Annotated in this window: 32 protein-coding genes; 8 read left to right on the top strand and 24 right to left on the bottom strand. The window is 37.1% G+C overall.

What is annotated here, in order from left to right:
* Nucleotides 1-38: 38 nt before the first annotated feature.
* The 3 genes from folE2 to IEW76_RS00765 all read left to right on the top strand — a co-directional run bounded on the left by folE2 (nucleotide 39) and on the right by IEW76_RS00765 (nucleotide 1,670).
* Nucleotides 39-965, top strand: a complete 927-nt coding sequence (folE2, locus tag IEW76_RS00775) for a GTP cyclohydrolase FolE2 (RefSeq protein ID WP_188649988.1) — start codon at nucleotides 39-41, stop codon at nucleotides 963-965.
* A 20-nt stretch (nucleotides 966-985) separates the two neighbouring features.
* A complete protein-coding gene (gene yidD / locus IEW76_RS00770) occupies nucleotides 986-1,216 on the top strand; it encodes a membrane protein insertion efficiency factor YidD (RefSeq protein WP_188649985.1) in 231 nt (76 codons plus the stop codon).
* A gap of 148 nt (nucleotides 1,217-1,364) precedes the next feature.
* Complete coding sequence (locus IEW76_RS00765; protein ID WP_188649983.1) at nucleotides 1,365-1,670, top strand: HesB/YadR/YfhF family protein; 306 nt, start codon at nucleotides 1,365-1,367, stop codon at nucleotides 1,668-1,670.
* 84 nt (nucleotides 1,671-1,754) lie between these two features.
* On the opposite strand, the gene IEW76_RS00760 is transcribed toward IEW76_RS00765, so the two are convergent.
* The 9 genes from IEW76_RS00760 to acnA form a co-directional block, all read right to left on the bottom strand.
* Complete coding sequence (locus IEW76_RS00760) at nucleotides 1,755-2,054, bottom strand: hypothetical protein (protein ID WP_188649981.1); 300 nt, start codon at nucleotides 2,052-2,054, stop codon at nucleotides 1,755-1,757.
* A 1-nt stretch (nucleotide 2,055) separates the two neighbouring features.
* On the bottom strand, nucleotides 2,056-2,475 hold the full coding sequence (locus IEW76_RS00755) for an acyl-CoA thioesterase (protein WP_188649979.1): 420 nt from the start codon (nucleotides 2,473-2,475) through the stop codon (nucleotides 2,056-2,058).
* Nucleotides 2,472-4,775 carry an AAA family ATPase gene (locus tag IEW76_RS00750; protein WP_188649977.1) on the bottom strand — a complete coding sequence of 768 codons (2,304 nt, stop codon included), beginning with the start codon at nucleotides 4,773-4,775 and terminating at the stop codon, nucleotides 2,472-2,474. Before IEW76_RS00750 ends, IEW76_RS00755 begins: the two co-directional genes overlap by 4 nt.
* Nucleotides 4,776-5,009: 234 nt before the next feature.
* A complete protein-coding gene (tlp, locus tag IEW76_RS00745; RefSeq protein WP_188649975.1) occupies nucleotides 5,010-5,246 on the bottom strand; it encodes a small acid-soluble spore protein Tlp in 237 nt (78 codons plus the stop codon).
* Nucleotides 5,247-5,259: 13 nt separating this feature from the next.
* On the bottom strand, nucleotides 5,260-5,406 hold the full coding sequence (locus IEW76_RS00740; RefSeq protein WP_188649972.1) for an acid-soluble spore protein N: 147 nt from the start codon (nucleotides 5,404-5,406) through the stop codon (nucleotides 5,260-5,262).
* A gap of 85 nt (nucleotides 5,407-5,491) precedes the next feature.
* The gene (locus IEW76_RS00735) at nucleotides 5,492-5,626 is read right to left on the bottom strand and encodes an FbpB family small basic protein (RefSeq protein ID WP_229721075.1); all 135 of its coding nucleotides are present in this window, start codon (nucleotides 5,624-5,626) and stop codon (nucleotides 5,492-5,494) included.
* Nucleotides 5,627-5,691: 65 nt separating this feature from the next.
* Nucleotides 5,692-6,270: a redoxin domain-containing protein gene (locus IEW76_RS00730; RefSeq protein WP_188649970.1), complete on the bottom strand. Its 579-nt coding sequence runs from the start codon at nucleotides 6,268-6,270 to the stop codon at nucleotides 5,692-5,694.
* Entirely contained in the window at nucleotides 6,267-6,935 is a 669-nt protein-coding gene (locus IEW76_RS00725) for a hypothetical protein (protein ID WP_188649969.1), read from the bottom strand. The genes IEW76_RS00730 and IEW76_RS00725 overlap by 4 nt, the downstream gene beginning before the upstream one ends.
* Before the next feature lie 210 nt (nucleotides 6,936-7,145).
* Nucleotides 7,146-9,860 (bottom strand): aconitate hydratase AcnA, encoded by a 2,715-nt coding sequence (gene acnA / locus IEW76_RS00720; RefSeq protein ID WP_188649967.1) that lies wholly within the window; start codon nucleotides 9,858-9,860, stop codon nucleotides 7,146-7,148.
* A 187-nt stretch (nucleotides 9,861-10,047) separates the two neighbouring features.
* Between acnA and sspO the strand changes: the two genes are divergently transcribed.
* On the top strand, nucleotides 10,048-10,200 hold the full coding sequence (sspO, locus tag IEW76_RS00715) for a small acid-soluble spore protein SspO (protein WP_188649965.1): 153 nt from the start codon (nucleotides 10,048-10,050) through the stop codon (nucleotides 10,198-10,200).
* Nucleotides 10,201-10,445: 245 nt separating this feature from the next.
* Here the strand turns inward: sspO and IEW76_RS00710 are convergent, their stop codons facing one another.
* Entirely contained in the window at nucleotides 10,446-10,706 is a 261-nt protein-coding gene (locus IEW76_RS00710; protein WP_188649963.1) for a hypothetical protein, read from the bottom strand.
* Nucleotides 10,707-10,823: 117 nt separating this feature from the next.
* Between IEW76_RS00710 and IEW76_RS00705 the strand changes: the two genes are divergently transcribed.
* Nucleotides 10,824-10,976: a small acid-soluble spore protein P gene (locus IEW76_RS00705; RefSeq protein WP_188649961.1), complete on the top strand. Its 153-nt coding sequence runs from the start codon at nucleotides 10,824-10,826 to the stop codon at nucleotides 10,974-10,976.
* Between the two features lie 40 nt (nucleotides 10,977-11,016).
* On the opposite strand, the gene IEW76_RS00700 is transcribed toward IEW76_RS00705, so the two are convergent.
* The gene (locus IEW76_RS00700; protein ID WP_188649959.1) at nucleotides 11,017-11,382 is read right to left on the bottom strand and encodes a hypothetical protein; all 366 of its coding nucleotides are present in this window, start codon (nucleotides 11,380-11,382) and stop codon (nucleotides 11,017-11,019) included.
* Nucleotides 11,383-11,466: 84 nt separating this feature from the next.
* Nucleotides 11,467-12,576, bottom strand: a complete 1,110-nt coding sequence (locus IEW76_RS00695; protein ID WP_188649957.1) for an ATP-binding protein — start codon at nucleotides 12,574-12,576, stop codon at nucleotides 11,467-11,469.
* Between the two features lie 272 nt (nucleotides 12,577-12,848).
* On the opposite strand from IEW76_RS00695, the gene IEW76_RS00690 reads away from it, so the two are divergent.
* Nucleotides 12,849-13,277, top strand: a complete 429-nt coding sequence (locus tag IEW76_RS00690; RefSeq protein ID WP_188649955.1) for a DUF2621 domain-containing protein — start codon at nucleotides 12,849-12,851, stop codon at nucleotides 13,275-13,277.
* 42 nt (nucleotides 13,278-13,319) lie between these two features.
* On the opposite strand, the gene IEW76_RS00685 is transcribed toward IEW76_RS00690, so the two are convergent.
* The 4 genes from IEW76_RS00685 to IEW76_RS00670 all read right to left on the bottom strand — a co-directional run bounded on the left by IEW76_RS00685 (nucleotide 13,320) and on the right by IEW76_RS00670 (nucleotide 15,453).
* Nucleotides 13,320-13,817 (bottom strand): CcdC family protein, encoded by a 498-nt coding sequence (locus IEW76_RS00685; RefSeq protein WP_188649953.1) that lies wholly within the window; start codon nucleotides 13,815-13,817, stop codon nucleotides 13,320-13,322.
* 55 nt (nucleotides 13,818-13,872) lie between these two features.
* Nucleotides 13,873-14,229: a response regulator gene (locus tag IEW76_RS00680; RefSeq protein WP_188649951.1), complete on the bottom strand. Its 357-nt coding sequence runs from the start codon at nucleotides 14,227-14,229 to the stop codon at nucleotides 13,873-13,875.
* A 30-nt stretch (nucleotides 14,230-14,259) separates the two neighbouring features.
* On the bottom strand, nucleotides 14,260-14,685 hold the full coding sequence (locus tag IEW76_RS00675; protein ID WP_188649949.1) for a Na(+)/H(+) antiporter subunit B: 426 nt from the start codon (nucleotides 14,683-14,685) through the stop codon (nucleotides 14,260-14,262).
* Nucleotides 14,686-14,751: 66 nt separating this feature from the next.
* Entirely contained in the window at nucleotides 14,752-15,453 is a 702-nt protein-coding gene (locus IEW76_RS00670; RefSeq protein WP_036778925.1) for a cytochrome c biogenesis CcdA family protein, read from the bottom strand.
* A gap of 202 nt (nucleotides 15,454-15,655) precedes the next feature.
* On the opposite strand from IEW76_RS00670, the gene IEW76_RS00665 reads away from it, so the two are divergent.
* Nucleotides 15,656-15,883, top strand: a complete 228-nt coding sequence (locus IEW76_RS00665) for a hypothetical protein (protein WP_036778923.1) — start codon at nucleotides 15,656-15,658, stop codon at nucleotides 15,881-15,883.
* 59 nt (nucleotides 15,884-15,942) lie between these two features.
* Here the strand turns inward: IEW76_RS00665 and IEW76_RS00660 are convergent, their stop codons facing one another.
* The 5 genes from IEW76_RS00660 to IEW76_RS00640 form a co-directional block, all read right to left on the bottom strand.
* The gene (locus tag IEW76_RS00660; protein ID WP_036778920.1) at nucleotides 15,943-16,170 is read right to left on the bottom strand and encodes a YneF family protein; all 228 of its coding nucleotides are present in this window, start codon (nucleotides 16,168-16,170) and stop codon (nucleotides 15,943-15,945) included.
* Between the two features lie 71 nt (nucleotides 16,171-16,241).
* The gene (sirA, locus tag IEW76_RS00655; protein WP_188649948.1) at nucleotides 16,242-16,679 is read right to left on the bottom strand and encodes a sporulation inhibitor of replication protein SirA; all 438 of its coding nucleotides are present in this window, start codon (nucleotides 16,677-16,679) and stop codon (nucleotides 16,242-16,244) included.
* A 338-nt stretch (nucleotides 16,680-17,017) separates the two neighbouring features.
* Nucleotides 17,018-19,012 (bottom strand): transketolase, encoded by a 1,995-nt coding sequence (gene tkt, locus IEW76_RS00650; protein ID WP_188649946.1) that lies wholly within the window; start codon nucleotides 19,010-19,012, stop codon nucleotides 17,018-17,020.
* 446 nt (nucleotides 19,013-19,458) lie between these two features.
* Entirely contained in the window at nucleotides 19,459-19,692 is a 234-nt protein-coding gene (locus IEW76_RS00645) for a DUF896 domain-containing protein (RefSeq protein ID WP_188649944.1), read from the bottom strand.
* A gap of 92 nt (nucleotides 19,693-19,784) precedes the next feature.
* A complete protein-coding gene (locus tag IEW76_RS00640) occupies nucleotides 19,785-20,435 on the bottom strand; it encodes a YneB family resolvase-like protein (RefSeq protein WP_188649942.1) in 651 nt (216 codons plus the stop codon).
* Nucleotides 20,436-20,740: 305 nt separating this feature from the next.
* Here IEW76_RS00640 and lexA point away from each other — a divergent pair, with 305 nt between their 5' ends.
* Nucleotides 20,741-21,370, top strand: a complete 630-nt coding sequence (gene lexA / locus IEW76_RS00635; protein ID WP_188649939.1) for a transcriptional repressor LexA — start codon at nucleotides 20,741-20,743, stop codon at nucleotides 21,368-21,370.
* Nucleotides 21,371-21,855: 485 nt separating this feature from the next.
* Here the strand turns inward: lexA and IEW76_RS00630 are convergent, their stop codons facing one another.
* The 3 genes from IEW76_RS00630 to IEW76_RS00620 are packed head-to-tail and all read right to left on the bottom strand — an operon-like array spanning nucleotide 21,856 to nucleotide 24,449.
* Nucleotides 21,856-22,320: a hypothetical protein gene (locus tag IEW76_RS00630; RefSeq protein ID WP_188649937.1), complete on the bottom strand. Its 465-nt coding sequence runs from the start codon at nucleotides 22,318-22,320 to the stop codon at nucleotides 21,856-21,858.
* Between the two features lie 17 nt (nucleotides 22,321-22,337).
* Nucleotides 22,338-24,272 carry an AAA ATPase-like domain-containing protein gene (locus IEW76_RS00625; protein WP_188649935.1) on the bottom strand — a complete coding sequence of 645 codons (1,935 nt, stop codon included), beginning with the start codon at nucleotides 24,270-24,272 and terminating at the stop codon, nucleotides 22,338-22,340.
* Nucleotides 24,273-24,449 carry a hypothetical protein gene (locus IEW76_RS00620; RefSeq protein WP_188649933.1) on the bottom strand — a complete coding sequence of 59 codons (177 nt, stop codon included), beginning with the start codon at nucleotides 24,447-24,449 and terminating at the stop codon, nucleotides 24,273-24,275.
* Nucleotide 24,450: the final 1 nt, after the last annotated feature.

Raw genomic sequence — 24,450 nt, 5'->3', positions numbered from 1 at the left:
TGAATAGCTTATTCTAGAAGCTGAAAGGAGTCACTGCTATGAACCAGACAAATATAAACACAAAAAAACAGCTACCTTCTAAAGAAGATCGTCATAAATTATTTGGTTCTGTGGACCCAGGTCCACGCACGAAACCCATAGAGAAAGATGAAATGGCAGACCTTCAAAATTCTCGTGAAGATTTCTTATTTGATCTTGATGCTGTAGGCATCTCTAATGTTAAACACCCAATCAGAATATATAGTTCAAAAAAACCAGAAATGCAAACCACGATCGGGACCTTCCGCTTTGCTTCAAGCATTGGAAAAGGAAGCAAAGGAACCAACATGAGTCGCTTTACTGAACAGCTTGAGCGCTATCATAATGATGGCTTCGCTGTTGATATCACGACTTTAAAAAAATTCACGAAAGAATTAGCTGACCGCTTAAAACAAGAAGATGCTGAAGTGGAAGTCACTTACCCATGGTTTTTCGAAAGAAGAGGTCCATTCTCTGATTTAGCAGGCATGAACCATGCGGACGCTACGATGAAAGTGTCTTATCATCAGCACACCGGCTTTGATGTGGAAGTATCCCTAACTGGGAAAATCACAACTCTCTGCCCATGTTCTAAAGAAATTAGTGAGTATTCCGCCCATAATCAACGCGGGAATGTAACGATGTCTGTTCGTTTAACCGAAGATTTTGATGAAAATGACATGGACTGGAAAGAAGCCTTGCTAGAAGCTGCCGAGTCAAATGCATCAGCCCGTATCCATCCTGTACTTAAGCGGCCAGATGAAAAAGCTGTTACCGAACAAGCTTATGAAAATCCGCGTTTCGTCGAAGACATTGTTCGATTAGTTGCTGCTGATCTCTATGAACTTCCTTTTGTGGAACGTTTTTATGTAGCCTGCCGAAATGAAGAGTCCATTCATCTTCACGATGCCATTGCAGAAGTAACGTATGATAAAACTGAAGAATAGCGTTTATAAGGATGAATAGCATGAAAACCATATTTTTATGGATTATTCGCTTTTACCAGAAAGCCATTTCCCCATTAAAACCAGCTCCTACATGTCGCTTTTATCCTACTTGTTCTCAATACGGGATTGAAGCTATTTCAAGATTTGGAGCCCTTAGAGGTGGATGGTTAACAATCAAAAGAATTGTTAAATGCCATCCCTTTCATCCTGGTGGATTTGATTATGTGCCAGAAAAGAAACGTAAAAAATAGCCAAGTGTCCTAGGACACTTGGCTATTTTTATCTCAGCTTCGTCTCATTTTCTCTCCTATAAAACTATTCCTAGTACCGTTTATTTGAATCCCAACCTTTATTGTATTACGATGGATATCAAGCCAATACCTGCAAGGAGTTGAAAAAATGATATTAAAAGTACAAGAAGAAGCAGCACAATGGTACAAGAATGAATTAGAACTAGAAGATAACGATTCCTTACGCTTTTTTGTTCGATACGGTGGTGTAGGGGGGCTTCAGCCTGGTATGTCTCTTGGGGTTCGTCCAGACAGCCCTGCTGAACCTATTGCTGAAGACCAGCAACAAGGGATACGCTTTTATGTAGAACAAGAAGACGCTTGGTATTTTGATCATTACAATGTAACCGTCAAATATGACCCAGATACACAAGAACCAGATTTCGATTACTACGAATCCGAAAATGAATCATAAAAAAAGGTGCCATGATGGACATCCATCATGGCACCTTTTTCCTTTTGGCTCTGTTACTAATGGTTAATGCTTTTTCAAGTCTTACTATAAGTTAAATCGTTCTATATGGTCGTGAAGGCCTTCTTTTTTTAGAATCTTTTTTTGTGTTTCTCCCATTAAATCAAAATGAGGAAAACGGGGGTCATTATGAATCCAATGAGGCTTCAATCCGTATTGCTTTCCCCATTCTGTTAATTTATGAAGGTCCATGCACCCCACTTTTGTAACTGTCTTCACATCCGGAAAGCGATCATCTATCCAAAAGTGAGTTAGAAAAGCGATTTCCCCTAACTTAACTCGCCGCTTCCACTCATTCACTTCTTGACGCTTTATTCCGAAAGCCACGTTAAGATTCCCCTTTAGCTTCCATGTAAGCTTCGTGCCAGTCAGGAAAAACTCGTCTTATAGAAACAGGTTTAAAGCTATCTTTCTTGACACAAACGTGTTTGGTCGTCCCCGTTACAGCAACTTCACCCTCTGGGGTTTGAATTTCATATCCATAGGTGACCCGAATTCCATCATAATATTCTAACCATGTCTTAACCTTTGCCGTTTGTCCGTAACGAAGCGGTGTTTTAAATTGTATATTCGCATCCACCACAGGAGAAACAATCCCACTACTCTCCATTTCGTGGTATTGAAATCCTAACCCTTCTATAAAAGCTGTTCGTCCAAGTTCAAACCAAACCAGGTAGTTCGCATGATAAACGACTCCCATCTGGTCTGTTTCCTGATACCGTACTTTTACTTCAGTTGTCGTAATCATCCTACTTCTCTCCCTTTAACAGCACTCCATGCAAGCTCTAGGTCTTCTCTTGACAAGACATCATATTGACCTTCACCATCTTGTTCATCAATTCTTAGCGCTTGATATTGAATCGCTTCATCGATTAGGTTTTTAACATAGCGACCGTTACCATCAATTACGTTGGTTGTGTAAACATCCTCTAAATAAATTACACCTTCTTCTTCCAACTCATATTGATACAAGCTTGCCTGGTATTTCGTCATCTCAACAAGTTCTTTTGCATCATAGTCCGGAAAGTGAAGAAACTTCTTGAACCTTGAAGATAATCCAGGGTTACTTTGAATAAGTGATCTCATTTCATTTTTATACCCAGCTAATATCACTACTAAATTTTCATTGTGCTTTGTCATTTCATCAACAAGAGTATCTACTGCCTCTTTCCCAAAATCATTTGATCCAGATTGGAAAAGTGAGTATGCTTCATCAATAAAAAGGACTCCACCTAGCGCCTCTCGAATTTTCTTCTTTGTCTTAATGGAGGTCTGTCCCACGTATCCGGCTACAAGGTCACTTCTTGAAGCTACGATCACATGTCCCCTTTTTAGGAGTCCACATTCTTTCAAAATGTCTGCGTAAATATGGGCAACGGTTGTTTTTCCTGTTCCTGGATTCCCTGAAAAAACAGCATGTAATTGAATTGGCACAGATGGAAGACCTTTTTCTTCTCGCTTTCCTTGCAACCTAACAAAAGAAGAAAGCTTTTTCACCTCATCTTTAACAGGCTTCAAACCAATCAATTGATCTAACCGTTCCATAGGTGATTTTGAGTCGTCTTGACTATCTGAAGGGGAATTAAAGTCTTTTTCCTCTATTCGCATTAGGTCAAGCTTAGATTCATGATGTGCTTGATCTGATTCACTTGCCCCTTTTTGAAAAATGGTCTGAAGAACTATATTTCGAACAGCACGCGCATTGCCAAAAGTATCATCTACTTGTTGTTTATCAATAGAGCGTTCAAGGCTTAAAACGGCTTTTTCGGTAAAGAAATAATCGTTTCCAAGAGCTGTTTGTTCACCAATTTCAATTAATTCAGGGATCGAATAATTGGGAAGATGAACATGATTTTGTTCAGGGAATCGACTTCTAAGGCCTGGATTCCCCCATAAAAACTGTCGCATCTCATCGGGATAACCAGCCAAAATAACTGCAAATTTATCCCCATATTCCTTACTAGTCATAGCAGATACAAGTGTATCGATTACAGCTTGACCATAGTCATTACCGGTTTGACCTTCCCTTTGCAAACTATAGGCTTCATCTATGAAAAGGATACCCCCGATGGCTTGCTGTACATAATTCATCGTATTCTCTTCAGTTTGCCCCACATAAGAGCCCACTAAATGAGAACGATTGACTTCAATAACTTCTCTTGTCTCAAGTAAACCAAGATCATAATAAATATTGGCCAGTAACCTTGCAATTGTGGTTTTACCTGTACCAGGATTTCCAGTAATAATCATATGCAGTTCTGGTTCATCGACCATTTGAAAACCAATATCCTTACGGTACTGCTGGTATTTTAAATAGTGATAATAGCGATGGATGTACGCTTTCACTTCTGTTAGTCCGACCATTTCATCCAACTGTTTCAAAGGATCTTTCCCCTGGTGTTGATCCACACCTCCGGGTAATAATTCTTCAAGATCAACGGTCAATTGGTCCAACTCTCTTAATAATTGGTTGATACGTACCGTTGATACGTGGTTAAATCCATTTGTTTCGTTACGTTTGTGAGGTTCTGTCTCTTGTATTAACTCATCAAATAATCGTTGGCCCTTTTCAAATAGGGTTTGAAATCGAGTCCTTTTACTATCTTTTGAATAAACAAATTGGTTGGACCAATTTTCTTCTAGTGGTTCTACGATCCCTAAGATCTGTTGTAACTTTTTTCGCTTAACTGATTGGTGATCTGTTTCATGCACGGCCAAATTTTTATACGTTTGGCCTTTCAACATTTGAAGATGAGATTGTACGTTAATTAGTTCCTGAAGCTCAACCACAACAGAATCGTTTTCAGCTAAGTTCTTCGCTCTTAAGATAAATTCTTCCGCTATTTGGTCCCGATTGCTAATCGTGCGATTTAATCGATAATAAGCAATGAGACTATATAACCGACTAACAAGTAAAGCATCTATGTGAGTAGTTCCTTGCTCATAATCATTAATGAGTCGTAACGCTTCCGTTTCATTTAGAGGAGGATGTGCGCTTAGTGTAGTCCATTCTTGTATATTTTCGAGTTGTTCAGTATCAATCGTCATGTCATCATCCTTACTATACTTAATCCATTAACATATTGTATCATAAGTAAGCCTTCCACGTTGATGATGATGTTTTATGTAACTCACTGGTTTTGCTTTCTATAAGCCATATAAAATCCTCAGTAAACACCACACTTCTCTTAGCTAGAAACGAAGGTCTGCACACATAAGATATAGAGTCAAATACTAAAGAGAAAAAGAGCGCTCTTTAAATGAGCCCTCTTTTCCCTTGGTTTACTTTTCTTTATTGTGTTTTGCTTCATCTCTTATTTCGTTACGGAACGAGACAATGGACTCTTCTCGCCGTTTATTTTTATCCATGATCTTTTGTTTCTCTTCTTCTGAAGAAAACTGCATCGTTTCATGAGCAGCCTCTAAGTTGTGGATCGTATTTTGCACCATTTCCTGTAACTTTTCTACATTATCACTACGGTCATCAGGATTCGCATATCGTTGGTTATCTTTACCCATATTGCTTCCCCCTCTATTTTTTCCCTTTAGTTTGAATAACTTTCGGTTTATGTGCATTTTGCATTTGCATTTGTTTGCCTTTATTGCTTCCTGCTTCTCGAGGTTGAGTCCCCGGATGACTAGGAGCAAAATGTTTAGAATCCTTTTTTGGATTTCCCATAATGTAGCCACATCCTTTCTCTTGGTTACATCGTTTAGTTTACGCGCTATAAAAAAATCTATTCAAAAACAGATAGCCATCAAGGCTATCTGTTTAACGTGTCATTGATTCGTTTTTCAATTCTTTCTTCAATCTGATTCATTAATTGTTCATCTTCTATAATTTTTCGTCTATTTTCCTGTATTAGTTCTTCAAAAGATGGTTTTTTCTTTCGTGGCACGATCCCTTCACTCCTTTAGGTTAGTAATATCAGGATCGGCTGAATTGTCAGAAAATATACCCATCTTAGTCTAATTTATTCTTCATTTTCTTCATAAAGTCGTAATCCATCGCTCCAATATACGCCTTACTCTGGATTTTTCCATCCGTCCCTATAAAATAAGTGGTTGGATAGCCAGGGATACGGTATTGATCTGCAGCATTACGTCCTCGGTCTAAATAAATGGGAAATGTAAAGCCTTCATTATGAACATAAGAGGTCACATCCTTAACACTTTTCTCAGTTGAAGTGACATTCACTGCCATAATCTCTACCTCTTCTCCAAATTCTTCATAGAATCTTTGCATCTCAGGCATTTCTACTCGACAAGGTGGACACCATGTCGCCCAGAAATTTAAGAATATTTTCTTTCCTTTTAGATCAGAAAGTTTCACTTCTTTTCCCTCGAAAGTTGTTACTGTAAAGTTCGGTGCATACTCCCCTATTTTTAATCCTTCAGGAGCATTCGGAGATTGCATGGCAGTTCCGTTCTTATTATCCAATGAGACAGCTTCTCCTCCTGTCTCATCTTTTTGAACGACATTTATTATAGCGAACCCAAACAATACAAGAATGACAACTGCGCCAAATATTCGTTTTATCATGTGGCTTCACGTCCTTTATTTAACACATAATCTACAAGAGATATTCCTACAATCGTTGCAAACGTAAACCAGACAGCTAAATCTCCTAAATGTATAGTCGTAAAAAATACTCTATATGACACCCAACCCAAGAGACCTAGTTGGATATAATTTACAATGACTCTATAATGATACAAGTTCTTTACAAAAAGGTAAGATAACGCAAGAATTACAAAATACCCATACAACCACAAAGGGGTATAATAAACTGTGAACCCTAACGTGAACCCAATTTGTGTAATCCCAACCCAAAGAAAGTGAGCTGACATCCATAAATTAATGGAATATATGAGTGAAAAACCTGATTTATGTATAGATCTTATATAAACAACAAATGAAACCAAAATCCCCAACACGATTCCTAGAGTCCCACCATTTAAGAAAAGTATTGTCTTTGGTGACTGAATAGCTTTAATGGGGTGACTCAAAAAATAACTGAACTTCCAAATGATCGCTATAAGTAAAAGCGATTGAACCCACTCAAAAGCAAAAAAGCGCCCATGAGGCTTCTTATTATATAGGTTTATTGAAATGATCCAAAGAAATGCTACAACAGCCCCAAAACTCCATAATAAATATGTACTTTGGATAAAGATTGGACCGATTGTTAGTGAAGGAATCTCCATACTTCAACCCCTAGACAATCATATTACTTTCTATACTATATTGGATTCAAATCCATGTAAAGCTATACCCCTCATCGTAAATAAATTGTTAAATTGTACCTTATAACTGCATAAATACTTATTCTTAAGGTAATTCTATTTACTACCAATTTAATTGCATACTACATAAAGAAGCAGCTGCTAGTACAGCAGCTGCTTTTTAAAAATGTTTTATTTAGATGCCATTTTGTCTCGAAGAACTTTTTGAAGAATACCACCGTTACGGTAATAATCAATTTCTACAGGACTATCGAAACGAGCTATAACGTTAAACTCTGTCTTGTTACCTTTATCATCTGTAGCAACAACCTTCACTTCATCATGAGGTTGAACAGATTCGTCAATCTCTACATTAAACGTTTCCTGCCCTGTTAAACCTAGTGAATCAGCGCTGTCACCTGCTTTAAATTGTAGTGGAAGCACACCCATCATGACAAGGTTTGAACGGTGAATACGCTCAAAGCTTTCAGCAATAACTGTTTTAATGCCTAATAAGTTTGTACCTTTAGCAGCCCAGTCACGAGAACTTCCCATACCGTAGTCTTTACCAGCTACAACAAGTAGTGGCGTACCATCTTGTTGGTACTTCATAGCCGCATCATAAATAGGCATTACATCACCAGTAGGCCAGTATGTTGTATAGCCGCCTTCAGTTCCTGGAGCTAACTGATTACGAATACGAATATTAGCGAATGTACCGCGCATCATTACTTCATGATTACCGCGACGAGAACCATATGAGTTAAAGTTTCTAGGAGAAACGCCTTTGTCTTGAAGATATTGACCTGCTGGCATATCTTTTGCAATTGCACCTGCTGGAGAAATGTGATCCGTTGTTACAGAATCGCCGAATTTTCCAACCATTCGTAAATTATTAAGACTCTTTACAGATTCAAGATCTTTTGAAAGCCCTTCAAAGAACGGAGGATTTTGAATATAAGTAGAATTCTCATCCCAATCGTATAAAGGCTCATCTGTAGTATCAATTTGATTCCATTTTTCGTTTGAATCAAATACATTTTCATATTCTTTTCGGAAGATTTCAGGATTAACATTTTTGTCAATCTCAGCTTTAATCTCTTCTATTGATGGCCATATATCATTAAAGTAAACAGGCTTTCCATCTTTATCTGTACCTACTGGATCATTCTTAAGATCAACATCAACTGTACCTGCTAATGCATAAGCTACAACAAGTGGTGGCGAAGCCAAATAGTTCGCTTTCACAAGTGGATGAATACGCCCTTCAAAGTTACGGTTACCAGAAAGAACAGAAGAAACAGTTAAATCATTCTGAGCAATAGCTTCCTCAATTTCTTCTGCAAGTGGACCAGAGTTACCGATACACGTTGTACAGCCATACCCTACAAGGTTAAAGCCTAGATGTTGAAGATACTCCATAAGTCCAGAATCCTCTAAATATCTTGTTACAACTTTAGAGCCTGGTGCAAGTGAAGTCTTAACGTACTCAGGTACTTCTAGACCTTTCTCAACTGCTTTTTTCGCAACAAGACCAGCCCCTAACATAACGTGCGGGTTAGAAGTATTTGTGCAAGAAGTTATGGCTGCGATTGCAACAGAACCGGTTTTCATAGTCGAAGATTTACCATTTGGATGTTCGATGGTCACTTCTTTTTCTTTTTCCTTCTCTGTAAGACCGAAGCCTTGATTTCCTTCAGGCGCTGTTAATGCATGATTAAATGACTTCTTCATTTCAGATAAAGGAATTAAATCTTGTGGACGTTTAGGTCCAGATAAGTTTGGCTCAAGTTCAGATAAATCGATCTCAACAAGTTCAGTAAATTCAGGGTCAGCAAATTCAGGAGAATAGAACAGGTCATTTTCTTTACAATATTGTTCTACAACCTTAATTTGCTCTTCACTACGACCAGTTAAACGTAAGTATTCAAGAGATTCTTCATCTACCGGGAAGAAACCACATGTAGCCCCGTACTCAGGCGCCATATTAGAGATCGTAGCACGATCAGCAAGTGGCATATCTTTTAATCCAGGACCGAAGAATTCTACAAACTTCCCTACCACATTTTTCTCACGAAGTTTTTGTGTAACTTTTAGTGCCAAGTCAGTTGCAGTAGTTCCTTGTGGGAAACCGCCTGTTAATTTCACACCAATTACTTCTGGAGCAGGGAAATAGGATGGCTGACCAAGCATTCCAGCTTCAGCTTCAATACCACCAACACCCCAACCTAATACACCTAAACCATTAATCATCGTAGTGTGTGAGTCAGTACCTACTAATGTGTCAGGATATGTTTCATATTCACCGTTTTCATTTTCTAAAGCATGTACCACATTTGCAATATACTCAAGGTTCACCTGGTGAACAATTCCTGTTGCAGGTGGAACTGCTTCATAGTTATCAAAGGCCTTTTTAGCCCAATTTAGAAATTCATAGCGCTCTTTGTTACGCTCAAATTCTAGTTCCATATTAACTTGAAGGGCATCCTGAGTACCATATTTATCAACTTGTACCGAGTGGTCAATAACTAGGTCTACAGGAACCTCGGGGTTAATTTTGTCGGGACTTCCTCCCATATCAACCATTGCTTTACGTAAAGATGCAAGGTCTACCACAGCAGGAACACCAGTAAAGTCCTGAAGGATAACACGAGACGGTTTAAACGGAACGTCTACGCTCTCTGAATCCTTTTCTCCCCACTTTGCTAGCTTTTCTACATGTTCATTTTGAATGACTTCGCCATCATATTGACGTAGTACTGATTCAAGTAATACGCGAATGGAATATGGAAGACGAGAAATCTTTCCGTATCCAGCTTCCTCTAGCGCCTTTAACTGGTAATAATTGTACGTTTTTCCGTTAAGTTCAAATTGCTTGCGCGAATTATAAGCATCATTTACTGCCATATTCTTTTACCCCCTCAATGATAATGAAACCTTTGAAACGAATAGTACGTTTCATCGATCCCCCATTGTTTGACTTCCAATTAAGAATTGAAAGAAAAATTCTGCAACTTTCATTTTAAATGAAAACGATTTATAAGTAAAATATTTCGTCGAATTTTTCCTCATAATAAGAGTGGAGGTGAAAGATATGAGTAAAAAACGTAAAGCCAACCACGTAAGACCAGGCATGAATGACGCTTCTGCACAAGGACAAGGAGCTGGATACAACGAAGAAACCCCACAGCATCCACTGAGCGCAGAAGAACGTCAAAATAATAAAAAACGCAAAAAAAATCAGTAATAGTCTAAAGCGTAAGTGCCCGATTAGCAACGTATAGACTGGACTGAACCGGAGTGAGATAAAGGAAACACGAAGAGCTTTAGCGAGTCGATGTTGACTTATCGACCAGAGGTGAAGGAAGTCTACTAGTTGCTGGGCACTGAAGCTGGATGTAACTAAAGCGTAAGTGCCCGATTAGCAACGTATAGACTGGACTGAACCACACCATAAAAAAGTGTCCTAACCCGTAAGGGAAGGACACTTTCTTATTTTTCTAATTCGGACATAATTTGAGTTAGCTGATTTTGATACTGTTTAAGCTGTTCATATTGGTGTTCACTGGCTACTTCGAGTGCTTTGTCGATTTGTTGATAGGCTTCATTAACTTCTTGAGTCAAGTGAGCCAATTCTTTACCATAATCAGCTTGATCTACAGATTGAAGGCGTGTTTCGTTTGCATCAATTGCTTGTTCGTATCCTTGCTGCGCTGCTTGAAAAGCCTGTTGTTTGTTTTTATGATAAGGCATGGTTCCACTCCTTTTGGCGATTTCATAGTTAGTGTATGTACATTTACACTTTCCATACCTTCACTTGTATAAAAGTGAATGAAACGTCGAAATCTAATCCTGAAAGGAGAGATGATTATGTCTGGTAAACCAAAAGGCCCCAAGCAACAAGATCGTGTTTCATTACCTAAAAGTCCTAAACAACCATATGGGGAACCAACAAGTGGTTCTCATAAAGTGAAAAATCGCAATCACACCCGTCAAAAGAACCACTCATCTCATGATATGTAGAATAAATAGAGGACCAAACCTATATGGTTTTGGTCCTCCTTTACTTACTCTTTTCGCTTTGTAATTGATTAGAAGCTTGATCTAACAAAGAAATATAATAGGCGATTTCTTCTGATGATTTATAGGATAACAAGCTTTCTTTCATCCAGTCGAAGCAATCTTTTAATAACCTAGTTTCTACGCCTCTGCTAGATAAGACAGAATCCACCCAATCAACATAATCTAAGAAAATAATATCCATCTTTATTGGCCATGTAGCTTCTAAGTGCTCTAGGTGATAGTAAGTATCTTTTTTTATATGTGCTAGTTTCGTTTCATCATAATATACAAATAGTTCAGGATAATGAATCAAATACCTTTCATAAACACTCTCTACTACTTCATCTTTTATGTCTTTATCGATCACAGTGTATTCCTCCTTAATATCTCTTGTCATAGTTAACACAGTCGTAAGAGGACGAGGTTCAAGTATTAATGTTCCACAGCACTGCTAATAGAGAGGTAAGCATATCCTAAATATGCTCCCTCTTGGTTCATTGTCCAAAATGTTTAAGCTCCCGTCATGCTTTTCTAAGATTTGATTCGTAATCATTAACCCAAGCCCTGTTCCATTTTTCTTAGTTGTAAAGAATGGTTCTTTAATTTTCTCAATTAAATGAACCGGAATTCCAGGACCTTCATCAATTATATCCATGCAAGCTGTATCATTTCTCTTATATACATTAACCGTTACCGTCCCACCGCTCTCACTCATTACTTCTATGGCATTTTTAATGATATTGATAAATACTTGTTTAATCTGGGATCGGTCACAGTATACGTTAATGGGCTCCTCTTGTTTTATCATGAGATTGACATTATGTAAATGAGCCTGCGTTTCCATCAACATACATACATCTCTCATTAAAGAAAGAACAGACTCTTCTTTAGGATCATTGGTCATTGGTTTAGAAATAAATAATAATTCTGATGTAATATTTTCAATTTTGTCGATTTCTTCTCCCATAATGGAATAATATTCATCTTTCCCCTCTATTCCTGCTTGTAACAATTGCAGAAACCCTTTCAAAGAGGTTAGAGGGTTTCGGATTTCATGGGCTATTCCAGCTGCTAATTGACCTGCTACTGACATTTTCTCTGAACGTATCATCATTTCTTCAGCTTCTTTACGATCTGATATATCTCTTAGTACAGCGATAAAAACTTGAGAATGCGTATTTGGGTCGTAAACTGATGAAGAGACAACCTCAACCCACACATAGGTTCCTGAACGATGTTTGATCTGCACCTCAGATGTCACTAATTCATCCACTTCGATGCTTCTATGTAATTTTAGTAAACGATGTTTATCTTGAGGTGAAACATAATCTAAGCTATATGTACCTAATAGTGAATCTTTTGAATAACCAATTAGTCTCTTTGAGGAAGCGGTAACATATTGAATCACACCTTGCTGATCACATACACTGATTAGGTCAAACCCATACGAATCAATCCACCTCTGGAATACAGGGGGAAGATCCGCTAATGATGTATATGAGACCAACAAAGAATCAGTATATTGATGTTCTATGGACGTATGTTCTGATTTATCCTTCATCCTACCTGCCCTCCTCTTCCTTACAACACATAATAACATTTTATCCCACCCATTTAACAACGTTCAAGAAAACTACTTAAAAAACTTCAAAAAACTAGAAGTTTTTTGTTTAAGAAACAACATATAACTCATTCCCATTCTATTCTCTTAAAACATAAACTATTCCTGTCGGAAGTCTGATTACAATGGTATAAAGTGGTTGTGCATATTGAATCCTACCATAACCTGTTCTATACTAGAGTTAAGTTTATTACAACGGAAAAGGTGATTGGATGAACTCTACCTTCGCTTTATTAATCCTGGGCTGGACCGTCATAATGGTAATTTTATTAGCCATTGGTGGCTTCTTTATGTTTCGTAAATTCCTAAAGCGCTTACCAAAAGAAGACGGGAAATCCATTATTGATTGGGAAGAACATTATATTGACCAAACCCTTCACATGTGGGGAGATGAACAAAAACAGTTTTTAGAAGAGCTTGTAACGCCTGTTCCTGAGTTATTCCGGGATGTGGCTAAACAGAAAATTGCGGCCCGTATTGCTGAAGTGGCCTTACAAAAAAAAGCTACTTCTATTACACAAGAGATCATTATTGAAGGGTATATACTGGCCACACCTAAAAGGGATCATAAATTCTTGAAGAAAACGTTACACGAAAAAAATATCGATATCCAACCTTATCAACCACTTTTTGAACAATAAGATAAGATATAAAAAACCTGCAACATATTGTTGCAGGTTTTTTTAATTCGTAGCATTCCATTTTCCACCGACACGTGCATCTAGCTTTCTTTGTAGTCGAATATATTTTACTAACATTGCGATACGCCACGTTAAAATCATCCCAAAGGCTAGTAAGAAAAACATCCCACTTGTCTCTCCTAGAGAAACGGTCTGTCCAATAATTAACTTTAGGATAATTCGCAGAATAAGCAATCCAAATAATATAAAAACAAAGGCTTTTGAAGGCTTTAAATAAATATCCTGATCTCTAACTTCAAATGTAGATGTTTTAATTAGAAATAAAGAGAAGAATACACCTACAGCAAACGCCTCTAACACTTGTATCCATTCAACCCTGAAAGGTTCAAAAACAAACATTAATGCGCCTGTACTCATGAAAAATGGTGGTAATATAATTTTCTTTACAGATGCAGGCTTCTTGGAAGCTCGCATTCGAACAAATATCATCGTTGTTGCCATTATGGCTGCACCCAAGGTACTGGCTATCGCCCAAAACATGAAATCAACCCTCTTCGAATGTCTTAATCATATGTATCTTGAAACTCACGCTCTTTCATAAAACTCGTTTAATAGCGTCAAGGACTCTTGTTTCATCAAAAGGCTTTACGATAAAATCTTTTGCCCCTCTTTCAATTGCCTCCACCACCATCTTTTGCTGACCCATAGCAGAGCACATAATGATTTTAGCAGATGGATGAGATGATAAGATCGATTCGACTGCTTCAAGTCCGTTTACCTCTGGCATCGTAATGTCCATAGTTACTAAATCAGGTTTAAGTTTATGAAACATTTCAATGGCTTCTTGTCCATCTTCAGCTTCACCAACCACCTTGTGATCCCCTTTTTCTAATATTGTTCCTAAAGTCATCCTCATAAATTTAGCATCATCGACAACTAATATGGTAGCCAAAGATGTCTCCCCCCTTGCACGATAAACCCCTTATTGATCGTTAGCAATAGATAGTATAATTGTTAAGGTAATGCCTACGACCGTTAGGTAAACACCTAGATCAAATAACATTGCTGTAGCAAGCTCCATCTCACCGAAGATTGGTACATGGTGTAAATGAGCGAATGTTTGACTTAAGAAAGGCTCACCGAATAAAAAGGACCCAGCACCCGTTAAAACTGCAATCAATAGTCCTACCGGAATAATATAACGAAAGTTGACAGGTATAATCTTTTTAACTTGGTCATAGCCATACGTCATATACATTAAAACGAATGCTGCTGACGTCATCAGCCCTCCAATGAACCCTCCACCAGGAGCATTATGTCCTGCTAAAAATAGGTAAATTGAAAATGCTAACAAAATAAAAGCAATAAGTATTGTTGTTGTTCGTAGTATTAGATCATTTGTCCGCATTTAGATTTCTCCTTTTCCAAACATAGTTCTATAATAATATAAATGTGCCTTGAATGCCATCATCGATTAGAAACCACTAAAACCAAATAAACCAGCTAGGTATGACGTTAGCTTAGTCATTAAATCAAAGAATAAAAAGATACCCATAAAAATCATGATATACCCACCAACTTTGACTATTCGAGCACTATGACGTTTGATCCAGTTGATTCGACCAATAAAGAAAGACAAAATCAAGAAAGGTACAGAAAAACCTAGGGAATATGTAATTAAATAGATCATTCCACTTTCAGGATTTTGAGCTGCAAGTGTTAAAACCGCTGCCAAAATAGGACCAGTACATGGTGTCCATCCCATAGAGAAAGCCATGCCAATAAGGAAAGAACCAGCATACCCTCCTGGACGGTTCTTAAATGTAATTTTACGGTCTTTCATGAGAAATTCAAAATTGAATACTCCGATAATGACAAAACCAAAGAAGATAATTAAAATTGCGCCTAATTGTCTAATCAAGTCCTGATACTGATAAAAGAATTCGCCAATAAAAGAGGTTGAGTAGCCTAAAAGGATAAAAATACTTGAAAAACCAAGTAAAAACAAGACTGTATGTAGAACACTTCTTCGGTTAAGCATAGCATTCTCTGATTTCAGTTCATTTACACTCATTCCTGTAATATAAGAGAGGAAAGCTGGATATAAGGGTAATACACAAGGAGAAATAAACGACAAAAACCCTGCTCCAAAAGTTAAAAACAAATTAAGATCCATAGTAGTAAAGCTCCTTTATTTTAAAATTAACGCAGGAGTAGAAAACTCTCCCTAATCATTGTAAACAATAACGTTTTGAAACTCTACGATTCATCTGTTTTTAATAATTGACAAAAATGTGATTAAAAATTGAACAAATTGTGAATATATTGTATATTAAACTTACTAAAAGGAACCCTTTTAAAAAGAGGAGGACGACTGTATGGTGCGAATCACGGCTTCCCTGATTGCAAGTATTATTCTTCTAATTGTTCAGTCTACCATCATTGTAGCTGTAAAACCTTATGATTATATCGTTTACCATGACCTGTCCTTGTTAGCGGGTGTTCTTACTATTAATTTCGTGTGGTCATTTGCTATACTGACTCAGTTAAAGAATTGGATCACTTCTCATTACAATGAAAGAGATTCAAAGTTACACAATCATTAATCCATAATTAAAATCCTTCTCTTACATGTAAGAGAAGGATTTTTTGTGCGTTTTGAAGTTTATTTTTGTTGTTGGTTATTCATAGCACGCATCATTTGATTAATTTTCTTCTGCGATGGCTTCTGGCCCATCTGCATCATCAATGTACGTAACATTTGTTCATTAATCGGTGGGTTTTTCTTTAAATAGTTCATCATGTACTTTCTGGCGATAAAGAAACCAAGTGCTACGCCAGCAAGTAGCGTTACAACGGCAATTACAATTACCCAAACAATACCTAAGGACATCGTACAAATTTCCTCCTTCATGTTGTCTCTCAAATATTATAGTAAATTGAGGAGGATAATACAATAGTAGGCTAGAGAATCGCTTCCTTTTTAATAGGAGCAATCCACCCGTACTGTCGCATATCTTCATCCATTATAAAAAAAGAATGGTTGAATGTGCGAAGTGTTTCAAAGATCATTGTTTCCGCTTGATGAAGGCTTTCAGCGGTAATCCGTACTTCTCGATCACTCATTTGGGTTAAACGAATATTTTGACCTTTACACTGAATTACAAACGACATTTTATTCTGATAATAGGTCATTTCTACAGGTTTACGATTTTTTTCTGTGACGTAATGGACTAACATATCTAGCGGAATTGGCTTTGTGACATACTGAAATTGTGTAGTAGACAACGTATGATCAGGATGGTATTTCCATTCTTTCAAAAAGTCAAATAGAATATTGGTCTTATGAAAATAGTGGCTTGAAAATTCGTCCTTAATCCAAAATAAAGCATATTCACGCATAGCATGTCCCCCTTGTTAGAGACATTCTACCCGATTTGGAAGAAATTATGTGTCTAATTTCGTCACAGATGCAGCGAAAGTTTTGTCGAATTTAATAGCTATTTTACCTCTCGTATCTATTCATAGAGGTGGTACTTATCTTAGAACCCCTTTAGATTCCTCATTTGATAGCATTCATTCGAAGAAATTGAACCATTCCCGCTTCTTCTTAACCTCCATAAAAAATGAAAACATTTTTATATTCATCTTATAAACAAACACCTAAATCCGACATTCAACCATTATAGATACAAAATAAAAAGCCTGTAAAAGATCACTTTTACAGGCTAAAAATTGCTTTATTTTAGAAGGTTCTCAACACGGTTTACTACATTTTCAACTGTAAATCCGTATTCCTCCATGACTTGGTCTCCAGGAGCTGATGCACCGAATGTTTCAATTCCCAGCACATCTCCTTCTAGACCTACGTAACGCTCCCAACCTAATGGAGAAGCCATCTCAATAGCGAGGCGCGCTTTCACATTACTTGGTAACACTTCTTCTTTATACGCTTTATCCTGAGCGTTAAAGCGATCCCATGAAGGCATGCTGACTACACTTACTTCAACGCCTTTTTCACGAAGACTCTCTTGAGCACGTACCGCTAGCTGAACTTCAGAGCCAGTTGCTAGTAACAAGCAATCCGGTTCTTCTTTATTTGCTGGGCTCACTACATAAGCACCCTTCTTAACGCCTTCATAACTTGAGCCTTCAAGCGTCGGTAATCCTTGACGAGTTAACACAAGAGCAGAAGGTGTTGATGTGGATTCTAAAGCAAGACGCCATGCTGCTTCTGTTTCTACACCATCAGCCGGACGAACAACAGATAAGCCTGGCATTGCACGTAATGATGGCAATTGTTCAATTGGTTCGTGTGTAGGACCATCTTCTCCAACAGCAATCGAGTCATGGGTGAATACATATGTTACAGGAACACCCATTAATGCAGATAGACGGACAGCTGGACGTAAATAGTCACTAAAGACAAAGAATGTACCGCCATACACTTTTAACCCACCGTGAAGAGCCATACCATTCATGGCTGAAGCCATCGCAAATTCACGTACACCAAACCAAATATTACGACCCGCATAATTGTTACGAGAGAAATCCTCTTCTCCGTTTACGCTTGTCTTATTAGACCCTGCAAGATCCGCACTACCACCGAAGAAGTTTGGAATTTGTTTAGATAATGCATTGATCATTTCACCAGAAGCTGCTCTAGTAGCAAGTTTGTCCTCACCTGGTGTGTATTGAGGAAGCTCTTTATCCCAATCAGAAGGGAGTTCTCCGTTAATAGCACGAGTAAATTCTTCTGCTAGTTCAGGATACGCTTCCTTATACTGTTTTACTAAGTCATTCCATTTTGATTCTGCGTCTGCACCACGAGTTTGAACCTTTGTTTCAAAGTCCTGGTACACATCTTGCGGAACGTCAAATGGTTCATGACCCCACTTATAATGTTCCTTCGTCAGATTCGCTTCTTCTTCTCCTAGTGGAGCACCGTGAGAAGCAGATTTGCCCGATTTATTCGGTGAACCATACCCAATTACAGTCTTCACTTCAATAAGAGTCGGTTGATCTGTATTAGCTCTTGCTTCCTCAATAGATTGGCGAAGTGCCGGAGTGTCATTTCCATCTTCTACGCGAATCACTTGCCAGCCATAAGCTTTGAAGCGATCTTCTACAGACTCTGAGAATGAACGGTGTAAGTCCCCATCTAATGAGATATCGTTGGAGTCATAAAGCACAACAAGTTTCCCTAGTCCTAAGTGGCCTGCTAATGAAGCGGCTTCCTGAGAAACCCCTTCCATTAAATCGCCATCACCACAAATAGAATACGTATAGTGATCAACTACGTTAAAGTTATCTTTATTATATTTCGCACTTAAGTGAGACTCAGCCATAGCCATTCCTACAGCCATCGCTACACCTTGGCCTAGTGGTCCTGTAGTTGCTTCAACACCGTCTGTATGCCCATACTCTGGGTGTCCTGGTGTTTTTGAACCCCATTGACGGAAGTTTTTAAGGTCATCAATTGTTACGTTATAGCCAGATAGATGAAGTAAGCTATATAGAAGCATAGAACCATGACCTGCTGATAATACAAAGCGGTCACGATTGAACCAGCTAGAGTTTTTAGGATTATGCTGCATGAATTCAGTCCAAAGCGTATAAGCCATTGGAGCAGCGCCCATTGGCATACCTGGGTGACCTGAATTTGCTTTTTCTACCGCATCAATAGAAAGTGTGCGGATCGTATTAATAGATTGTTGTTCTGTTTGATGTGTCATGTAATAGCTCCTTTCAATTTCGCATTACGCGAACTATGTACAGTCTAAATACTATAATGAAATCGTTTAAGTGACAAGCATTCCAAGGAAAAGAGTCGAAAATTCTTTTTCTTGACTAGTTTAAATTGTGACTATAAGGCCTTTCTTATGCATGGAACGGTTTTATGAGTTTAGAATTACCTCACCGTTTTTTCTTACATTGTATAAAAGAGTACAAATCAAAGTTAAGATGTTTCACCTGAAAGTAGCCTCCTGCGTTTATGATTGCTTGGGCTTGCAAAGGGACAACTCGCTTTCTAGGCCCCACCTTACACTGAGCTAAAACTAACTAAAAAACATTCTCACAGCTTCGAACCTTCCAAAACCTGCCCTATCCTTTTAACAACATCATAAACTTTTACAAAGGAAAACAAAAAAAACACACGAATGATATTCGTGTGTTTCGATTAATGCTTTTTATTTCGTTCTTGTTCTTCTTTTAATTTCTCTGGTGTTACGTCATTACCTTCAGGATCTACAACTTTCATGCCTTTTAGCTGGCTCTTGAAAGAGTTACGAAAGTTTTTCAGATATTCCTGGCGTAGTTTTTTCTGTTCATTTTGTTCAGTCATAGTTAGACCTTGTTGTTTAGATTTATGAGATAGTTCGTTAATTCGGTTTAATTTATCTTGAGAAATCATTTACATGCTCCTTTACTTGTTAAACTCCAAGTAAAAAAGGCAAGAGTCCAAAGTAGGATGCCTGCCTTTCTACTCCCTATATCGTAACGTGTTTAGACGTTGTTTTCAAGTGAAACGAATTCTTTGTACCTTCTGTGGACAGTAGCCTTTGATACATTAAACCCCATACCTCTCAGAGTCGCTGCTATTTCATCGAACGTTAAATTGTTTTGACGCAATCGAACAACCTCTTCAATTGGGAAGTCCTTTCTTTCTCGACCATGTGCTAAGTGCTGGTTAGAGAGGTTTTGAGCTGGATTAAATCCATTTTCTACAGCCCGCTTCATACCGCGCTTTATCTTAATATTATGTATTTTCCTTTGGTACTCTTCTACAATTCCCACAATTTGCAGCACCATTGAATCTGATTCTGATAAAGTAAGCTCTCCTTGATGAGAAACGGAATAGACTGGAACGCCGAGTTTTGTAAGTTGATGAAACAAGGCAATTTTCGTATTTCCCCGCCCAAGCCTTGTTTCATCTTGAATGAGAAGCAAGTCTGCTTCGTTGTTTGATAGAATTTCCAGTACTTCTAAGATACCGTCCCTTTCAATTTCGTATCCACTTGCTTGTTCTTCTATAATTTTATGGATTTCAAATTGGTGTTGAGTAGCTAGTTCTTCTAGTTCAATTCGTTGACGTTTTAATGATGAAACTTGTGCTTCTTTTTCTGTGCTGACGCGACAATAGATGATAGCTTTCATAGGATCTCCTTTTTTCTCTATCATATAAGGATATGCCTCGTTACGTAAAGATTAACTTGAAAGCAACCCAATATACATAAAGGCTAAACTGCCTGCAAATAACAAGAAATACACTACGTCTAGTTTTGATAGATTTTGAAACATATTAATCGCCTCCAGAAAAATAAGAACTTTTGTTCGTGTCTAGTTCATATTATATACGAACATCCGTTCTTGTCAATACTTTTTGCGAACGAATGTTTGTATAACCTTTCCTACCATGGTATAATGACGGTAATAAATGATATGTACGAGGTGTAGAAAATATGACGAAACTATCAAAAAGGCAGGAAGCAATTTTAGATTTCATAAAAAACCGTGTACTAGAAAAAGGGTATCCACCTTCTGTAAGAGAGATAGGAGAAGCTGTAGGGCTAGCCTCTAGCTCAACTGTACACGGGCATTTGTCCAGGTTAGAGAAAAAAGGATATATTCGTAGAGACCCTACTAAACCTAGAGCAATTGAAGTGCTAGAATTGGAGGAAGACTCCATTACAACGATTCCTAAGGGAGAAGCAACTTATGCTCCTGTAATTGGTAAAGTAACAGCAGGTATGCCTATTACTGCTATTGAGAATATTGAGGAGTATGTACCCCTACCAGATACACTTGCAGCTCAAGATGACGATATATTTGTTCTAGTTGTTCAAGGTGAAAGTATGATTGAGGCGGGGATCTTAGACGGAGATATGGTTATTGTTCGTCGCCAGCAAACCGCTCAAAACGGAGATATTGTAGTAGCTATGACAGAAGATGACGAGGCAACTGTTAAGCGCTTCTTCAAAGAGTCCACTCATATTCGACTGCAGCCTGAGAATGCAACGATGGACCCAATCATTGTGCAAAATGTAAGTATACTTGGTAAAGTAGTAGGATTATATCGCCATATCCACTAATTATTAAGTGAGACTGTCTCTCCAACCTCATTTTAAAATCATAATTACAAAAAGCATCGAATGTATAATTCGATGCTTTTTTATGATAAAACATATTTAGTTTGTAAAATATTAATATACAACCTCTAGTAAACGCCTTCCTGAGTACGATCACCCATTCATATAATATACACGAAAAACCCTCAACACCAATGGTATCGAGGGTCTTCAATCTTAGCAAGTTGATAAATACTGTTCGCGCTCCCATGGGTGAACCTGTGTACGGAACATATATTTTAGGAAGAGACATGGATTAAAAGCAATCAAAGATGCTTAAAAACAAGCCTTATGTATTTAGAGAAATCGAAAGTAATCAAATAGAATTACTTGTTTTTGGTCATTTTTTGGTCATAATTTTGGTCATGTTCATCAACGTATCTTGATACAACACTTAGATATATTATCTGGTTAGAGTAAAAGCCTTTCCATTATGGAAAGGCTTTTTTCTATACCGCTTCATTCTCATCATTATTGATAAGTCTATAATAATGGACAAGAAATTCTTCGAGCTTATCTGTCTTATCTAATTGATCTGAGATGATATTCATGCCGCCTGCCGCGTATAAATTCAACTTATCAACACCTTTACTACTTAGCTTTGTTACTGTTTTGTCATCAATCAATTCTAGCATTAATTTTTCCAAGCTATCTTTATTAGATATCCCTTGTCTTTTTGCCTCTGCATTAATTAATAACCCCATTATTAATTCTTTCTTATCTACATATAATTCAGGATAATAATCCACAAATTCTTGGGGTTCAACTTCTTCTTTCATACCCAATTTTTCACGACTCAATCCCATCATTAAGCACATGTAATATTTATCAAATAACGTTTCAAATTTATTTTTCGAACTATCATCAATTGGTTTAAAAAAACTTCTTGATTCTTTAGGTAATTTAAAAGGCACCTTAACAATCTCCTTCTTTAATAAGTTTCAACCGCTTCTTCATCGTCTTCGCTTTGAAATGCATCGAATAATTCTCGACTCTCAATACAATTAGTTCCATCACCATCTTTATTGATAGTTAAGAACTGAACTTGATCTCCAATCTTATAAAAATGTTCTTTAAATCCTTCTCTTTCGCCCGAGGTGATAAAAACAATTAATTGGTCAAATAAATTTGGAATTATCTTTGATACTTGTCTTCTTACAGATAAATCTAGAGAACCTGCAGGGGAATCTACTACAAATGGAAGGTTATATGAAGAAGTATCAAACATAGAACCTAGAAAAGAATAAGCGATCGCTAGCGACTGACCTTCACTTGCACCTTCTTTATCTTTTAATTTTATGTAGCCTTTTATTTCTTCAACACTTACGTCTTCATATCTTAGTAAATCTTTAAGTTTTTGATTTGTTTCCAATTTTATCTTTTCTTTTAGCTTTTCCATAGTTAGCTCTTGGATATCTGAAATATAAGCTTCTAACCGCTCTGACTTTTTTACGAGGTCAAGAGTATTAGTTGCCTCAGCAATTTTTTCTTTTTCTTTTTCAAGAGCCTGTTCACAAAGATATATATTATTTTCGTATGAAAGATTAGTAATTTCTGATTTATTCTTTGCAGTCAGTTCATTCAAACTATTATTAATTTCGTCACTACTTTTTTCTAATTCTTTCAATTCATCCTCTAACTCTTTTACAGCATCTGCATTGGAGTAATTTCTATTTGTTACTAATCTATCCAGGTCAGTTCTTAATTCACTTCTTTTGTTTATTAATTCTAGTAAATTAGTAAAATGTGTATTTATGTCTTCACTTTGTACTCGGTCACTAATAGCATTTTTCACAGCATTAATAACAGATATTTGATCGTCCCCTAAATATCTATCAGCATTTTCAAGTATATAATTCTTTTCTCCCTCACCAATATGCCTACCACAAACGCAAGAATCATTATCGGCCAAGTCTATAAAAAACGTTCTAGACATTGTTCTAGGTAGTTGTAATTTTTTCATTTGACTTGATAACGTTTGAAGGTCATTGGAGATTTTATTACTTATAAAGTAAGGGTTTCTTAGAATATTTAAGTTATGTTGGGAAGTTTCTTTTATATCGCTTTCAACGTTACTTAAATCAGTTTGTAATCTTTCAAATTCAGCATTAAGGTTTTCGTCAGATTTTATGAGTGCTGTAATCTTTTCTCTTTTATCTTCAATGTCTTTTGCATTTGTTGTTTGTTCTTCACTCATAATTTTACGTTTATATTTTAGTTTACGTAAACATTTTTCAAAATCTTCTTTCGATCTTCGTAACTTTCCGAGACCAACCTCAGTTTTTGTTTGAGACAATTTCATATTGTCTTGTTTCTCTTTAACAATTGTTTTTATACGGTTGGACATTTCATCTAATTTATTCAATTGGTATAAATATCTAATTGTTCTTACTGCCTCTTGACTTTCTTGGCCTATAATTTGCTTTGCTAATTCACCATCAAATATGAAACGTTTGACGAATTCACTAGAAAAGGCATACTTTAAACTGCTCGGTAATTTTCTCCCTTCTTCTAGACCACCTTGTCCGCTTTTTACTGTTTTATAAGTTACTAATCCCTTTTCATAATTTAGAATCAGCTTAACTATATAAAATTTTTCATCAATTAACATGGAAGCACTAAATTCCCCCTGGGTGATTTCCGATCCCGGAGGCCTAAATTCCCTTACATAATCTGGACTCCAATCTTTTGCTCCCCCATCAAAAATTGCCCTTAATAAGACTTGAGTGGTTGTTTTACCATACCCATTTGGCATCATAATCAAAGTCACATCATACGGCTGTTTTTCAAATTCTTCAAGGTTAATCTTTAAGTCATTTACTCCCCTAATATTACTATAACTCCATTCAATTATTGAAATTTTCATCTACTCACCAACCCCCAATGTAATTAATTCAATTACTGCTAAAATATCGTCTTCGTGGTAAGTATCTTCCATTGTATTTCTAACTAAATGTTCTAATCTTTCTTTAAAATCATTAGTTTCGTTAAGTTCTGACAATACTTCATTTAAAGCTTCGTACAAAACACCATTTCTACTCACT

Source organism: Pontibacillus salipaludis (assembly GCF_014642405.1).
Lineage (GTDB): Bacteria > Bacillota > Bacilli > Bacillales > BH030062 > Pontibacillus > Pontibacillus salipaludis.
This window is presented reverse-complemented; position numbering and strand designations above follow the sequence as displayed.